This window comes from Curtobacterium sp. A7_M15 (genome assembly GCF_030705415.1).
Lineage (GTDB): Bacteria > Actinomycetota > Actinomycetes > Actinomycetales > Microbacteriaceae > Curtobacterium.
This window is the reverse complement of record NZ_JAUZED010000092.1, coordinates 1-14482: the sequence shown is the minus strand read 5'-3', so window position 1 is coordinate 14482 and position 14482 is coordinate 1. Positions and strand designations below refer to the sequence as shown.

The following is a 14482-nucleotide window of genomic DNA, read 5'->3' as shown; positions in this document are numbered from 1 at the left end:
CCCGGCCCTGAGGCTGCGGGCCGCGCCCCGCAGCAGGCATCGCGCCCCGACTCTCCGGGGCGCGATGCCCGTGTCCGGGCGCGACCGCGCGGCGTCACGTGATTGGGTGGACCCATGAGCGACGACAGCGTGCAGCCCGGCGGAGTGGCCCTGCGCGACCCCTTCTACGGGGCACCCTTCACCGAGGCCGTCCGGCGGTTCTGGCGGAAGTACACCGTGTTCAACGGGCGGGCTTCCCGCTCCGAGTTCTGGTGGTGGTGGATCACGTCGTTCGCGATCGGCCTCGTGCTGCAGCTCGTCCCGCAGGTGTTCACGCCGGACACCCCGGTGCTCGAGAACCCCGTCGGCTCCTACCTGTTCGTGCTGTGGGGGCTCGCGACGCTGATCGGATCCCTCGCCCTCGGCGCCCGACGGCTGCACGACGCGAACCTCTCCGGCTTCTGGCAGTTCCTGCACGTGGTGGCCGGGATCGGCTCGCTCGTGCTCTTCGTGATGTTCCTGCTGCCGTCGAACCCGAAGGGCGCCCGCTTCGACGCCTGAGCACGGGCCCGTGGCCGACGGCCGCCGATCAGAACGGGTCGTCCGCGTCCGTGTCGGGTGACCAACGGGCGCGACGCATGTCGATCCGCCAGGTCGTCTTCCCCTGCACGAGCGGTGTCCCCTCGGCGCGGTAGTGCTCGTGCGCCCGGGCCTCGTGGTGCACCGGGGGCAGTCCGCCGGACCGCACCACGCGCCACCACGGCAGGTCGGAGCCCTCGTGCGCCATCACCTTGCCGACGGCTCGGGACGCTCGGGAGCCGAGCGCCGCTGCCACGTCGCCGTAGGTCATGACGTGACCGGCGGGGATGAGCCGGACGACCTCGGCGACGGCCGCGCCGAAGTCCGCGTCGTCGGGCACGGCTACAGCGTCAGGACCGCGAAGTGGTCGCCGTACTGGGTCTCGCGGACGACCTCGAACCCGACGGCACGGAAGAACGCCTCGGGGCTGTCGTCGCCACCGGGCTCGTACACCACGGTCAGTCGCTCGAGCCCACGGTTGCGGGCTTCGTCGGCGAGGCCGTGCACGGCGAACCGGCCGACGCCGCGGCCCTGGGCCTTCGCCGAGACGTTCACCCGCCAGATCGCGCTGCGCAGCTCTTCCTCGGCGTTGTCCTGGTCGAAGGTGCCGATGATCATGCCGACGACCTCGTCGCCGTCGAGGACCACGCGCGTCCACGCCGAGCTCGGCTTCACGTCCGACTCCGCCACGCCGTAGGTCGTCGGCTGCACGAACTGCTCCTGCCCGGGCTTGAGCGTCAGGGAGTTCGCCGCCGCAGCGGTCGACGCGGAGAGTTCTTCGAGGCGGAGGTCCGTCATGCCGCTCAGGGTAGCCGTGCCACCCGTGCGGGTGCCAGCGGGGCGGGAGACCGATACCGCACCGTTGTGCCGCCCGTGCGCGCTCGACCGGCGCGGTATGGTCGCGGCATGGCAGAGCATCGGCGCGGGGCGAACCTGCCGTCGATCGGCGGGTTCAACCGGACGGTGGTGCTCGACGCCGTGCGCCGCTCCCCGGACGGGCTGAGCCGCGTCGAGCTCGCCTCCCGCACGGGCCTCAGTGCCCAGACGGTGTCGAACGTCACGAGGTTCCTCATCGAGGCGGGGATGATCGCCGAGTCGGGCACGGTCGTGTCCGGTCGCGGCAAGCCCCGCACCATCCTGCGACTCGAGGCCGGCAGCCGCTACGCCGTCGGGGTGCACGTCGACCCGGCCGTCGTGACGTACGTGCTGCTCGACCTCGCGGGCACCGTGATCGCGTCGAGCACCACGTCGACCCCGACCGCGGACGACCCCTCCGAGGTCGTCCGGACCATCGCGACCTCGATCGACGAGCTCGTGTCGGGTGCCCGCGTCGACGTCGAGGCCGTGCTCGGGGTCGGCATCGCCAGTCCGGGGCCGATCGACGTCGACGCCGGCGTCGTGCTCGACCCGCCCTTCCTGCCGCGGTGGCGCGACGTCCCGCTCCGGGACGCCCTCGCCGAGGCGACGGGGTACCCGGTGCTCCTCGAGAAGGACGTCACGGCGGCCGTGGTGGGGGAGATGTTCCTCGCCGGGGAGTCCTCGGCGCGGAACTTCGCCTTCGTCTACTTCGGCACCGGCTTCGGCGTGGGCCTCGCCGTCGACCACGAGCCCGTCCGCGGGGTCGGTTCGAACGCCGGTGACGCCGGGCACATCATGGTCGACCAGCTCGGCCTCGCCGGGACGCCCGACGGCGAGGGCGCACGGGGTGAAGTCGGGGCGGCGGTCGCACCGGACCGTCTGGTGCACATCGCCGAGGCCCGGGGCCTCGCACTCGGGGGCGCTCCCGCCGACGTCGCGGCGGTCGACCGTGCCTGGGACGCGCTCGGCGCGGCGATCGATGCCGAGGACCCGGTCGCCGTGGGGCTCGCGGCCGAGGCGGGGGCCGTGATGGGCAACGCCGTCGTCCTCATCGTGAACCTGCTCGACATCGACCGCGTGGTGTTCGGCGGCCCGTTCTGGTCGCGGATCGCCAGCGCTGCACTGCCCGCTGCGCTAGCGGCGATCGTCGATTCGCCGCTGCTCGTGCCGAAGCACCCCGTCCTCGTGACCGAGAGCGGCCGCGGGGCGGACGTGGCGGCGGTCGGTGCGGCCTGCCTCGTCCTCGACGCGGCGCTGTCCCCGCGGGCGAGCGCCCTCCTCATCCGTCGCTGACGGACGTCGGTCGCGACCTCCTGCAGGACGCCAGGCGTGGTGCGGGGCCGACCCGCGCCTCCCGTCCGTCAGGTGAGCAGAACCGGCGTGACCCAGTGAGCAGGAATGGTCGGGTCCGTGCTGCGGACCCGACCATTCCTGCTCACGAAGCGCGGCGCGCCCGCGCACACGCGAACCCTCGAGACGCCCGAGGGCGTGACCGAATCGACACGCGGCACCCCTTGACACGGATAAGTCAATACGGTGGAGTAATCCCTGCGCGCGGGTGACGGAGCCCGCGAACATCCCGTGCAAAGGAGCACCGATGAAACGCCGCACCCGAATCATCGCCGGACTCGCAGCCGTGGCAGTCGCCGCGGTCGGCCTGGCTGGTTGTTCCAGCTCAGGCTCCGCCTCGAGCGACACCATCAAGATCGCGTACCAGAAGTTCGGTGCCTTCCAGCAGCTCGACGCCCAGATGAAGGTCGTCAAGAAGCAGTACGAGAAGGACAACCCGGGCAAGAAGGTCGAACTCGTGCCCATCCAGGCGCAGGAGAACGACTACTACACGAAGCTCGCCCTCATGAACAAGGCGCCGGCGACCGCACCGGACGTCATGTACGAGGACACCTTCCTCATCAAGGCCGACGCGCAGGCCGGCTACCTCCTGCCGCTGGACGAGTACACGGCGAAGTGGAAGGACTGGAGCCAGTTCTACGACAACGCCAAGCAGGCCGGCGAAGGCGTCGACGGCAAGACCTACGGCATCCCGATGGGCACCGACACCCGTGCCCTCTGGTACAACAAGGACATCTTCAAGAAGGTCGGCCTGCCGGTCCCGTGGCAGCCGAAGACCTGGGACGACGTCCTCGCGGCCGCCAAGACCATCAAGGAGAAGGACCCGGGCGTCATCCCGTTCAACGTCTACTCCGGCAAGCCCCAGGGTGAGGCGTCGACGATGCAGGGCTTCGAGATGCTCCTCTACGGCGCGGACGGCTCCGGCAACACGCTCTACAAGGACAAGAAGTGGGTCACCGGCTCGAAGCAGTTCGTGGACTCGCTGCAGTTCATCAAGGACGTCTACCAGGGCGGCCTCGGCCCGACACCGCAGCAGGCGCTCGACAGCCAGGTCGGCACGACGATCGCGCAGACGTGGCTCCCGAAGGGCCAGCTCGCGATCGACCTCGACGGGTCGTGGCAGTCGGGGACGTGGCTGAAGTCCGGCACCGCGCCGTGGCCCGAGTGGTCGAGCGTGATGGGCCAGGCGCCGATGCCGACGCAGAACGGCCAGGCTCCCGGCTACAACTCGATGTCCGGCGGTTGGACCCTCGCGGTCGGCAAGAACTCGAAGAACCCGCAGGCCGCGTTCGACTTCATCTCGACCTTCCTCAACCAGGAGGGCTCGCTGAAGTACGACATCGAGAACAGCCAGATCGCCGTCCGTAAGGACGTCGCCGAGGACCCGACGTACGACGCGTCCAACCCGACGTTCAAGTTCTTCTCCGGGCTCGTGGAACACACGAACTTCCGCCCGGCGACGAGTGAGTACTCCCAGGTCTCCAACGCCATCCAGGTCGCGATGGAGTCGGTCATGACCGGGCAGCAGACGCCGAAGCAAGCGGCTGCCGCGTACGACAAGTCCGTCGAACAGGTGGTCGGCAAGGACAACACCGTCTCCGGCTGACGAGACGGCGCCACCTGACGGACGGGAGGCGCGGCTCGCGTCGTGCGCCGCGCCTCCCGTCCATCTCTCCCCACCTTCGGAACCCCTCTCCGCACCCGGAAGGCAACCACCGTGTCCAGCACCCCCCTCGCGCCGACGCTGTCGGCGCCCGGTGCGCCGAAGCGCACCGATCCGCCGGTCCCGCGCAAGCGGAAGCCGCTGCGGAACGTGGGACGAGCCGTCCCGCTCCTCCCCGCCGTCGTCCTCCTCGTCATCTTCCTGCTCGGCCCCGTCATCTCGTCGTTCTACGGGTCGTTCACCAACTCGGCGCTGACCGGGGTCGGCGCGGCCGACCAGCAGTTCGTCGGCCTGAAGAACTACGTCGAGCTGTTCCAGGACCCGGACTTCCCGAAGTCCGTGATCCTCACCATCGTCTTCCTGCTCGCCTCCGCCGTGGTCGGGCAGAACGTGCTCGGCCTCGCACTCGCGCTCCTCATGCGCAGCGCCCACAAGGTCGTCCGCGCCGTCGTCGGCACGTTCGTCGTCGCCGCGTGGGTGCTGCCCGAGATCGTGGCGTCGTTCGCCGCCTACGCGTTCTTCAACGACAAGGGCACACTCAACGAGTTCCTCGCCTCGATCGGCATCAGCGGGCCGAACTGGCTGTACACGTACCCGATGCTCGCCGTCATCCTCGCGAACATCTGGCGCGGCACCGCGTTCTCGATGCTCGTGTACTCGGCCGCCGTGCAGGAGGTCCCCGAGGAGATCACCGAGTCCGCCGAGGTCGACGGCGCCACCGGCTGGCAGCGCCTCGTCTACATCACGCTGCCCGTCATCCGCCGATCGATCTCGACGAACCTCATGCTGACGACCCTGCAGACCCTGTCGGTGTTCACCCTCATCTACGTGATGACCGCCGGCGGCCCCGGGACGGACTCGTCCACGCTGCCGATCCTGGCCTACCAGGAGGCCTTCAAGTTCTCGCAGCTCGGCTTCGGCACCGCCATCGCGACGATCCTGCTCGTGGTCGGCGCGGTGTTCTCGATCATCTACATCAAGGCACTGAAGCCGGAGGTGGACTGATGGCCATCACTGCCCCGTCCCTCGACCAGACCACCACCCGATCGGTGACCGCGCCCGGTGCGCTGCACATGACCTCGCCGCGCGGGCGGACGATGCGCTGGGTGTCGAACATCGTGCTGCTCGTCATCGCGGTCTGCTTCGCGGTGCCACTCCTGTGGCTCGTGCTCGCCTCGGTCGACCCCGACGCGTCGCTGTCCGTGAAGGTGCCGTCGCAGTTCACGCTCGACAACTTCCAGAAGGTCCTCACGCCGGAGCTGTCGTTCATCCCGCTCGCGAACAGCCTGCTCATCTCCGGCGGCACGGCGCTCGTCACCGTGGTCTTCGCGCTGCTCGCCGCCTACCCGCTGTCCCGGTACAAGATGCGCGTCAACAAGCCGTTCCTGTACGGGATCCTGTTCGGCACCGGCCTGCCGATCACCGCCATGATGGTGCCGGTCTACGCGCTGTTCGTGTCGCTCAACCTCATCGACAACGTGTGGGGCTGCATCTTCTTCCTCGCCGCGACCTCGCTGCCGATGGCGATCTGGATGGCGAAGAACTTCATGGACTCCGTGCCGATCTCCCTCGAGGAGGCGGCGTGGACCGACGGCGCCTCGATGATGACGACCCTGACGCGCATCGTGGTCCCGCTCATGCGTCCCGGGATCGCCGTGGTGTTCATCTTCGTGTTCATCCAGGCGTGGGGGAACTTCTTCGTGCCCTTCGTCCTGCTGCTCTCGCCCGACAAGGTGCCCGCCGCGGTGAGCATCTTCAACTTCTTCGGGCAGTACGGGGCGGTGGCGTACGGGCAGCTCGCGGCCTTCTCGATCATCTACTCCGTGCCCGTCATCGCCCTCTACGTCCTCGTGTCCCGGGGCCTCGGCGGCGGCAACGCCCTCGCCGGCGGCATCAAGGGCTGACGCCCGTCCCGCGGCCCGTCCCGAACACCGTCCCGCTTCCCGTCCCGCTGGAAAGGAACCACCTCCATGCACCACGACGAACCTCTCGTCGAAGCCCGGATCGCCCGACTCGTCCGGGACCGCATCGACCCCGCCGTCCTACGCCGGTCCGCACCGGTGGAGATCGCCGCGTGGACGGTGCCGGACGAGCCGGTCCCGTTCGACGTCGCGGTCGCCGCCGACTACGAGCCGTTCACGGTGGGCGGTTCCTGGGGCGGTCGACCGTGGGGCACCACGTGGTTCCGGATCCGCGGCACCGTGCCGGAGGACTTCGGGACGGCACCCGGTACGACGGCGGAGCTCCGGGTCGACCTCGGGTTCACCAAGCGCCACCCCGGGTTCCAGGCCGAGGGGCTCGCATGGCGGCCGGACGGCTCGACGGTCAAGGGCATCGAGCCCAAGAACGACACCGTCCCGCTCGAGGTCGGGCCCGGCGAGTCGTTCGAGCTCTACGTCGAGGCCGCGGCGAACCCGGACATCGGCGGCGACTCGTTCCAGGGGGCCACCCCGCTCGGGTCACGTTCCACGGCCGGGACGAAGCCGATCTACCGGGTCAGGGCGCTCGAGATCGTCGAGCGGGACGACACCGTGTGGGAGCTGCAGCAGGACTTCTGGGTCCTCCGGGGCCTGATGGCCGTCCTGCCCACCGACGGGACCCGGGGGGCGGACATCCTCCGTGGGCTCGAACGTGCGGCCGACGCCCTCGACCCGGACGACGTCGCCGGCACCGCCGCGGCCTCCCGCGAGGTCCTCGCGCCCCTGCTGGCCGTCGGCGCGTCGGGATCGGCCGGACGCGCGATCGCCGTCGGGCACGCGCACATCGACTCCGCCTGGCTCTGGCCGGTGCGCGAGACCATCCGCAAGTGCGCCCGCACGTTCTCGAACGTGCTGGACCTGATGGACCGCGACCCCGACTTCACGTTCGCGTGTTCCTCGGCGCAGCAGTACGCCTGGATCCGTGACGGCTACCCGTCGATCTGGGCCCGCATCAAGGAGCGCGTCGCCGAGGGTCGCTGGATCCCGGTCGGCGGCATGTGGGTCGAGTCGGACACCAACCTGCCCGGGGGCGAGGCGCTCGCGCGGCAGTTCGTCGCGGGCAAGCGGTTCTTCCTCGAGGAGTTCGGCATCGACACCCCCGAGGCCTGGCTGCCGGACTCCTTCGGGTACTCCGGCGCACTCCCGCAGATCGTCCGGGCAGCGGGCTCGAAGTGGTTCGTCACGCAGAAGCCCTCGTGGAACGAGACGAACGTCATCCCGCACACCTCGTTCCACTGGGAGGGCATCGACGGCTCGCGGGTCCTCACGCACCTGCCCCCGGCGGACACCTACAACTCGGACGTCTCGCCCGACGACCTCCACCGCGGAGAGCGGCAGAACAAGGAGCGCGGGGTCGCGAACACCTCGATGCTGCTCTACGGCTTCGGCGACGGCGGCGGCGGACCCACGAGGGAGATGGTCGCCGCTGCCCGGCGCCAGCACGACCTCGACGGATCCCCCCGGGTCGACCTCGGCACCCCGGCGCAGGTCTTCGAGGAGGTCGAGGCCGCGCTGCCGACGCCCGCGGTCTGGTCCGGCGAGATGTACCTCGAGTTCCACCGTGGCACGTACACCTCGCAGATCCGCACGAAGCAGGGCAACCGCCGCTCCGAGCACCTGCTCCGCGAGGCCGAGCTCTGGGCGTCCACCGCCGCCGTCCGACTCGGGCTCGACTACCCGTACGAGGAGCTCGAGCAGGCCTGGCACACCGTCCTGCTGCAGCAGTTCCACGACATCCTGCCGGGGTCCTCGATCGCGTGGGTGTACGAGAACGCCGAGGCGAACTACGCCGAGGTCGCCCGCGTGCTCGAGGGCCTGATCGGCAACGCCACGACGGCGCTCGCGAACGGCGGTGCCGCGGCGCTCGCCGGGGTCGGTGCGTCGTCGACCGCCCGGGCGACGGGCGGGAGCGCGCTGCTCGACGCACCAGCGGGTGCCGGTGTCGTCGGGGGCAGCGGTTCGACGGGGAACGTCGTGCGCTTCAACGCGTCGCCGGTCGCGGCGGGAGACGCAACCCCCTTGGGAGGTTCGCTCGGCGACGAACCGCGACCCGTGCCTCCCGTGCGGAACGGCGACCGCTTCGTCTTCGACACCGGCGTCGTCACGGCGACCGTCGACGCAGCCGGCCACCTCGTGTCCCTCGTCGACCACGCGACCGGACGGGACGCCGTCGCTCCGGCGGCGGCGGCCGCCGAGTACACCGTCTTCCGCGACACCCCGAACCAGTGGGAGGCGTGGGACATCGACCGCGCCTACCAGCGCAGCGGCACCGTGCTGTCGGCGTCGTCCGTGTCGATCGACGGGGACCACCTCGTGGTCGCGCGCTCGTTCGGTTCCTCGACGCTCACCACCCGGTACTCCGCGGTCGCCGGGCAGCCGGAACTCACGATCGAGACCGAGGTCGAGTGGCACGAGCGCCAGAAGCTGCTCAAGCTCGCCTTCCCGCTCGACGTCCGCGCGGCATCGGCCTCGAGCGAGATCCAGTTCGGCCACATCGACCGCCCGACCCACCAGAACACCTCGTGGGACATGGCGCGGTTCGAGACGAGCGCACACCGCTGGGTGCACGTCGCCGAGCCCGGGTTCGGCGTCGCCGTCGCGAACGACTCCACGTACGGGCACGACATCACGCGCACCACCCGGGCGGACGGCGGGACCACGACGCTCGTCCGGGAGTCGCTGCTGCGCGCCCCGACCTTCCCCGACCCGCACGCCGACCAGGGGCACCACGTGTTCCGGACCGTGGTGCGCGTGGGGGAGTCGGTGCTCGACGCCGCCGACACCGGCTACCGGCTCAACCTGCCGGTGCGCACCGTCGAGGGGACGACCACCGTCGACCCGCTCGTCACGGTGTCGTCGCCGCAGGTGTTCGTCGAGGCGGTGAAGCTCGCCGAGGACCGCTCCGGCGACGTCGTCGTGCGGCTCTACGAGGCGTCCGGCGGCCGGGCGGCGGACGTCGGCGTCGACTTCGAGTTCGACGTCGCCGGGGTGGCGGCGGTGGACCTGCTGGAACGCCCGCTGGGGGACTCGTGGGAGTCGGGGGAGCCGGTCGTGCTCACGCTCCGGCCCTTCGAGATCGTGACCCTCCGGGTGCGCCGGGCCTGAGGCAGCGGGCCCCGGCGCGAAGGACCGCGGCGCCGGACGGGACACGGGTGCGTTCCGTCCGGCGTCGTGCTGCGGGCCTGCTGTGCGGGCGGAGCCGGGCTGTTTCGCGCGTAGGTCGTCGAATCGGGCGTACCTGGTCGAAAGTTCCGACCAGGTACGCCCGTTTCCGTCAGGCATCGCGTCCGTCATGGGAAGGAACGTTGGTCCTCCACAACACGGCGGGCCTGGAGGCGCGTCCACAGTTCCCGAGACCGGGCCGCGGAACGTGTGGCTGGTCGGGCATCGTCTCGTCCGTGAACGAACCGCTGCCCATCCTGCGGGCCTCCACCCTGCGTGAAGCCGGCCTCGACGCCAGCACCCTCCGCCGACGGACACGGCTGCACGGCCCCGGCCGACTCGTCCGAGCAGGTCCCAACGCCTTCGTGGACGGGGCGGCGTGGGACGCAGCCGGGCCCCGGCAGCGCTACGTCACTCGTGTGTACGCGCGGCTCGGTCGGCTCGGGCAGCGGGCGACGGCCTCCCACGCATCTGCGGCCGCGGTGCACGGACTGCCGTCGCTCGGCGGATGGAGTACGCCCGTCCACGCGACCGTGCCGGAGTCGATGTACCGCGCCCGAACGCAGGACCTCGTCCTGCACACCCGGCCGGTGTCCGACACCGAGCGGGTCCGCGCCGGGCACATCGCGGTCACGACGGTTCCTCGGACGGTCGTCGACATCGCGATGACGGCCGACCTCCGGACCGGGGTGGTCGTGGCCGATGCGGCGCTGCGCACCGGCGTCCGCCGGGACGACCTGTGGCGAGCCGTGCACCCGAATGCCCGCGGTCGGGCTCGGGCCGCCCAGGTCCTCGAGCTCGCCGACGGCCGATCGGGCTCGCCGGCGGAGTCCCTCGCGCGCGTGGTCTTCCGCGAGCTCGGCCTGCCCGAGCCCGTGCTGCAACAGGAGTTCGTCGTCGGCGGTCACCGGTCGGCCGTCGACTTCTGGTTCCCGGCCGCGGGGGTCGTCGTCGAGATCGACGGCCGTGCGAAGTACACGCAGGAGCGGTACCTCGCTGGGCGGGACCAGACCGAGGTGTTCCTCGACGAGAAACGTCGTCACGGCCGTTTGCTCACGGTGCCGGGTATCCGGGTGGTCCTCCGCATCGAATGGCGCGAGCTGTTCGACCTCGACGCGCTGTCGCTCCGGTTCCGTGCCGCGGGCCTGCCGTGCGTCGTCCGCCCGGTGCGGAGTGCTCGACACGACGCGGTCGCACCGCTGCGGTGAGCCGGTTCAGCGCCGCGTGGTTAGCGTGGCGGCATGGCAGTGCAGGAGATCTGGCTCGTCCGTCACGGTGAATCGGTCGCCAACGTCGCCGCGGCGCGGGCCGAGGCAGCGGGCGAGGACCTGATCGACGTCCCCTACCGCGACGCCGACGTCCCGCTGAGTCCGCTCGGCGAGGAGCAGTCCCGGGCCCTCGGGCAGGAACTCGCCGACCGGCGGATCGACGACGTCCCCGTGACGCTGTGGGTGTCGCCGTACCTGCGCGCGCAGCAGACGATCGAGATCGCCCTCGCCGCCGGAGGACTGACCGAGCCCGCGAAACGCGTGGACGAGCGCCTCCGCGACCGCGAGCTCGGCGTCCTCGACCTGCACACCCTGCAGGGCGTCCGGAACCGTCACCCCGACGAAGAACGCCGTCGGCAGTGGCTCGGCAAGTTCTACCACCGGCCCGCGGGCGGCGAGTCCTGGGCCGACGTGATGCTGCGGCTCCGCTCGGCGCTCGCCGACGTCGACCGGCTCGAGGGCACCGAGCGCCTCGTCGTCGCCGCGCACGACGCCGTCGTGATGATGGTCGTCGCCGTGTGCCTCGACCTCGACGAGCCGGCGCTCATGGAGTTCGCGCGGACGAACGCGGTCGCGAACGCCTCGCTCACGCGACTCCGTCGTGAGCACGCCGGGGCGCCCTGGGTCCTCGAGGAGTTCTCCTCGGTCGAGCACCTCGACGACGAGGAGGTCACCGAGCACACCGGCCGGAAGGACGACGAACATGTCCGTTGAACCCGTCACCCCGAACTTCCTCCGTGACTGGCCGCTCCCCGGGGCAGGCGCGGGCAAGTACGAGCGCGGGCAGGTGCTCGTCGTCGGCGGCGCTGCCCGGACACCGGGTGCTGCGATGCTCTCGGCGCTCGCCGCCCTGCGCGTGGGCGCGGGTCGGCTCACGCTGGCGGTCGGTAGGAGCATCGCTCACGAGGTCGCTGTCGCGGTGCCGGAATCCGGTGTCGAACCCCTCGACGAGGACCAGGACGGCCACATCGCCGTCGGTGCGATCGAGGGCATCGAGGACTCGGCCGAAAGCGCCGACGCGGTCCTGGTCGGCCCGGGGCTCGACGCACCGGACGGCACCCGCGACCTCGTCGCTGGGCTCGCGAACGCGGTCGGACCCCGAACGACGGTGGTGCTCGACGCCTTCGCCCTCGGCGTGGCCATCGACGTCCGGGACCGGCTGGCACCCCTGCGCGGCCGCCTGGTGATGACGCCGAACTCCGGTGAGGCCGAGCGGCTGCTCGAACGCGACGGCAGCGGGGACGACGTGGCCGACGCGATGGTCATCGCCCAGCGGTTCGGCGCCGTCGTCGCACTGGGCGACGCGATCGCGACCCCGAACGGGCGCGGCTGGCTGAAGGGCACCGGCTCCGGCGGCCTCGGGACGAGCGGGAGCGGAGACGTCCTGTCGGGGGCGGTCACCGGTCTGCTCGCTCGCGGGGCCGAGCCGGCGCAGGCGGTGGCGTGGGCGTCGTACGTGCACGCGGCGGCCGGTGATCGTCTTGCGGTGCAGGTCGGACCGCTGGGCTACCTGGCGAGCGAGCTCGTGACGGAGATCCCGCGCGTGCTGGTCGAACTCGGCGCCTGAAGCCGCTCGTTCTTTCCCAGAACGCCCGCGATACCTGATCCTTCCGGGCATACCTGCACGAAACTTCCGACCAGGTACGCCCGATTCGACCAGGTACGCCCGATTCGACCACGTACGCCTGGGTCGACCCGTGCCTAGGAGCGCAGCGCCTCGACGGCCTTGTCGATGCGGCGCTGCCGGGTCTCCGGGGCCTTCGCCTGCACGACCGGGTCGACGAGCGCGCGCTGCCGCGAGTTCGACAGCGTGTCGAACGCCGCACGGACCCCGGCCTCCTGCAACGCCGACGCGAGGTCCTCGGGCAGCTCGACCACCCGCGGCAGCGTGTCGACCTCGATCGTCACCTCGACGGAGTCCCCGGCCGCGACCCCGGAGCCGGCACGGTGCTCCGCCGACAGCGGGATGAGGGACTGCTCGTTCATCACGCCGATCGACGACCGGTACGTGTACGTCCCGTTGAGGGTGACGACCACGGGCGGGCGGCGCCCCGCGCCCAACGCGTCGACGACGTCGGACGGGACCGGAAGGCCGGTGGCCGTCTTCCTCGCCTGCAGGACCGTCGTCGTGAACTGCATCCGTGCCTCCTGGACTCGACCGAAGCGGGTCGGCACCGGTGCCGACAAGCGAAACCGTACAGGTGAACCCGCTGTTCCGCCGCCGTTCACCGACGGACCACGGACCGGAAACCGGCCGCGTCCACGATCGTCCCGGACCGGACCCCCGGCCTCTCCCGAAGTACTGACAGCACCCGAAAGGCACACCTCGTGCAGCACAAGCGCACCCTTGCCGGCATCGCCCTGGCCGCGTCCGCCGTCGTCACCCTCGCCGGATGCTCGGCCACGAGCTCCGCGACCGCCGGCTCCGACAGCGGCACCGACTGGAGGACCGTCACCAGCGCCGAGTCCGCGGGCGGCATGGACGCCCTCGTCACGGCCGCCAAGGCCGAGGGACAGCTCAACGTCATCGCGCTGCCGCCGTCGTGGGCCAACTACGGAAAGATCATCGACGGGTTCATGAAGGAGTACGGCATCAAGGTCTCCTCCGCGAACCCGAACGGGTCGAGCGCCGACGAGGTCGCCGCGGTCAAGTCGCAGAAGGGCCAGTCGACCGCGCCGGACGTGCTCGACCTCGGCAACGCCGTGCTGCAGCAGAACCTCGACCTGCTCACCGACTACAAGGTCGCGAACTGGTCGGACATCCCCGACGACCTCAAGGACTCGGACGGCAAGTGGACCCGTGACTACACCGGGTTGATGTCGATCGGCTACGACTCGTCGAAGATCACCGACGCCCCGAAGGACCTGGACGACCTGCTCGGCTCGGAGTACAAGGGCAAGGTCTCGATCGCCGGCGACCCGACCCAGGCGAACCAGGCCGCGTCCGCCGTGTACCTGGCGGCGCTCGAGAACGGCGGCTCGGCCGACGACATCACCAAGGGCGTCGAGTACTTCGGCAAACTCAAGCAGGCGGGCAACTTCCAGAACGTGCTGCCGTCGCAGGCGACCGTCGCCTCGGGCGAGACGCCCGTCGTGATCCAGTGGTCGTACAACAACCTCGCGTGGGGCCCGGCGGCCGGCGCGAGCGGGAACAAGAACTGGAAGACGGTCGTCCCCGAGGGCCAGGCCCTCGCCTCGTACTACTCGCAGGCGATCAACAAGGACGCCCCGCACCCGGCGGCTGCGCGCCTCTGGCAGGAGTACATCGCCAGCCCCGACGTGCAGAACCTGTACCTCCAGGCCGGCGCGTTCCCGTCCACCCTCGCCGCGCTCGAGAAGTCGGGCAAGGTCGACCAGGACGCCCTCGATGCCGCCGGCGGTGCGCCGAAGGACTCCGTCGAGCTGACCGACGAGCAGGCCACGGCCGCGGCGAAGGTGCTGTCGGCGAAGTGGGCCGCGACGATGGGGTCCTGACCAGCATGACCACCGCGTCGGCACCGGGCGTACCCGCTCCCGCTCCTGCAGCCGAGGCGACGCCCGTCACGAGTGGGCAGCCGGCCGGGGCGACCCCGGCCGGGGCGTCGCTCGTCACGAGCGGGCAGCCGGCCGGTGCCACCGCTCGCCGCGCCGCCGGACCCCGTGTC

The 14482-nt window shown here is 71.0% G+C and carries 13 protein-coding genes; 10 read left to right on the top strand and 3 right to left on the bottom strand.

Annotation, left to right across the window (positions count from 1 at the left end; translation table 11 throughout):
- The first annotated feature begins 114 nt into the window (after window positions 1-114).
- Complete coding sequence (locus tag Q7F20_RS14485; protein WP_305740778.1) at window positions 115-540, top strand: DUF805 domain-containing protein; 426 nt, start codon at window positions 115-117, stop codon at window positions 538-540.
- Between the two features lie 28 nt (window positions 541-568).
- On the opposite strand, the gene Q7F20_RS14480 is transcribed toward Q7F20_RS14485, so the two are convergent.
- Both Q7F20_RS14480 and Q7F20_RS14475 read right to left on the bottom strand, forming a co-directional pair.
- Window positions 569-898, bottom strand: coding sequence for an MGMT family protein (locus tag Q7F20_RS14480; protein WP_305740777.1), 330 nt, complete (start codon window positions 896-898; stop codon window positions 569-571).
- A gap of 2 nt (window positions 899-900) precedes the next feature.
- Window positions 901-1356, bottom strand: coding sequence for a GNAT family N-acetyltransferase (locus Q7F20_RS14475; protein ID WP_305740776.1), 456 nt, complete (start codon window positions 1354-1356; stop codon window positions 901-903).
- A 108-nt stretch (window positions 1357-1464) separates the two neighbouring features.
- Here Q7F20_RS14475 and Q7F20_RS14470 point away from each other — a divergent pair, with 108 nt between their 5' ends.
- The 8 genes from Q7F20_RS14470 (at window position 1465) to Q7F20_RS14435 (ending at window position 12405) form a co-directional block, all read left to right on the top strand.
- A complete protein-coding gene (locus Q7F20_RS14470) occupies window positions 1465-2709 on the top strand; it encodes an ROK family transcriptional regulator (protein ID WP_305740775.1) in 1245 nt (414 codons plus the stop codon).
- A 304-nt stretch (window positions 2710-3013) separates the two neighbouring features.
- On the top strand, window positions 3014-4372 hold the full coding sequence (locus tag Q7F20_RS14465) for an extracellular solute-binding protein (protein WP_305740774.1): 1359 nt from the start codon (window positions 3014-3016) through the stop codon (window positions 4370-4372).
- Between the two features lie 111 nt (window positions 4373-4483).
- On the top strand, window positions 4484-5434 hold the full coding sequence (locus tag Q7F20_RS14460) for a carbohydrate ABC transporter permease (RefSeq protein WP_370871693.1): 951 nt from the start codon (window positions 4484-4486) through the stop codon (window positions 5432-5434).
- Window positions 5435-5502: 68 nt separating this feature from the next.
- Entirely contained in the window at window positions 5503-6333 is an 831-nt protein-coding gene (locus tag Q7F20_RS14455) for a carbohydrate ABC transporter permease (RefSeq protein WP_305740779.1), read from the top strand.
- Window positions 6334-6399: 66 nt separating this feature from the next.
- Entirely contained in the window at window positions 6400-9513 is a 3114-nt protein-coding gene (locus Q7F20_RS14450; RefSeq protein WP_305740773.1) for a glycoside hydrolase family 38 C-terminal domain-containing protein, read from the top strand.
- 293 nt (window positions 9514-9806) lie between these two features.
- The gene (locus tag Q7F20_RS14445; protein WP_305740772.1) at window positions 9807-10778 is read left to right on the top strand and encodes a hypothetical protein; all 972 of its coding nucleotides are present in this window, start codon (window positions 9807-9809) and stop codon (window positions 10776-10778) included.
- A 33-nt stretch (window positions 10779-10811) separates the two neighbouring features.
- The gene (locus Q7F20_RS14440) at window positions 10812-11552 is read left to right on the top strand and encodes a histidine phosphatase family protein (RefSeq protein ID WP_305740771.1); all 741 of its coding nucleotides are present in this window, start codon (window positions 10812-10814) and stop codon (window positions 11550-11552) included.
- A complete protein-coding gene (locus tag Q7F20_RS14435) occupies window positions 11542-12405 on the top strand; it encodes an NAD(P)H-hydrate dehydratase (RefSeq protein ID WP_305740770.1) in 864 nt (287 codons plus the stop codon). Before Q7F20_RS14440 ends, Q7F20_RS14435 begins: the two co-directional genes overlap by 11 nt.
- Before the next feature lie 134 nt (window positions 12406-12539).
- Here the strand turns inward: Q7F20_RS14435 and Q7F20_RS14430 are convergent, their stop codons facing one another.
- Entirely contained in the window at window positions 12540-12977 is a 438-nt protein-coding gene (locus Q7F20_RS14430) for a YdeI/OmpD-associated family protein (RefSeq protein WP_305740769.1), read from the bottom strand.
- Window positions 12978-13166: 189 nt separating this feature from the next.
- Between Q7F20_RS14430 and Q7F20_RS14425 the strand changes: the two genes are divergently transcribed.
- Window positions 13167-14312 carry an ABC transporter substrate-binding protein gene (locus tag Q7F20_RS14425; RefSeq protein ID WP_305740768.1) on the top strand — a complete coding sequence of 382 codons (1146 nt, stop codon included), beginning with the start codon at window positions 13167-13169 and terminating at the stop codon, window positions 14310-14312.
- Window positions 14313-14482: the final 170 nt, after the last annotated feature.

Bases quoted from the DNA above. Each gene is read 5' to 3' on its own strand.
- Q7F20_RS14435 (WP_305740770.1), top strand. From the start codon at position 11,542: ATGTCCGTTGAACCCGTCACCCCGAACTTCCTCCGTGACTGGCCGCTC.
- Q7F20_RS14430 (WP_305740769.1), bottom strand. From the start codon at position 12,977: ATGCAGTTCACGACGACGGTCCTGCAGGCGAGGAAGACGGCCACCGGC.
- Q7F20_RS14470 (WP_305740775.1), top strand. From the start codon at position 1,465: ATGGCAGAGCATCGGCGCGGGGCGAACCTGCCGTCGATCGGCGGGTTC.
- Q7F20_RS14450 (WP_305740773.1), top strand. From the start codon at position 6,400: ATGCACCACGACGAACCTCTCGTCGAAGCCCGGATCGCCCGACTCGTC.
- Q7F20_RS14485 (WP_305740778.1), top strand. From the start codon at position 115: ATGAGCGACGACAGCGTGCAGCCCGGCGGAGTGGCCCTGCGCGACCCC.
- Q7F20_RS14475 (WP_305740776.1), bottom strand. From the start codon at position 1,356: ATGACGGACCTCCGCCTCGAAGAACTCTCCGCGTCGACCGCTGCGGCG.
- Q7F20_RS14440 (WP_305740771.1), top strand. From the start codon at position 10,812: ATGGCAGTGCAGGAGATCTGGCTCGTCCGTCACGGTGAATCGGTCGCC.
- Q7F20_RS14465 (WP_305740774.1), top strand. From the start codon at position 3,014: ATGAAACGCCGCACCCGAATCATCGCCGGACTCGCAGCCGTGGCAGTC.
- Q7F20_RS14455 (WP_305740779.1), top strand. From the start codon at position 5,503: ATGACCTCGCCGCGCGGGCGGACGATGCGCTGGGTGTCGAACATCGTG.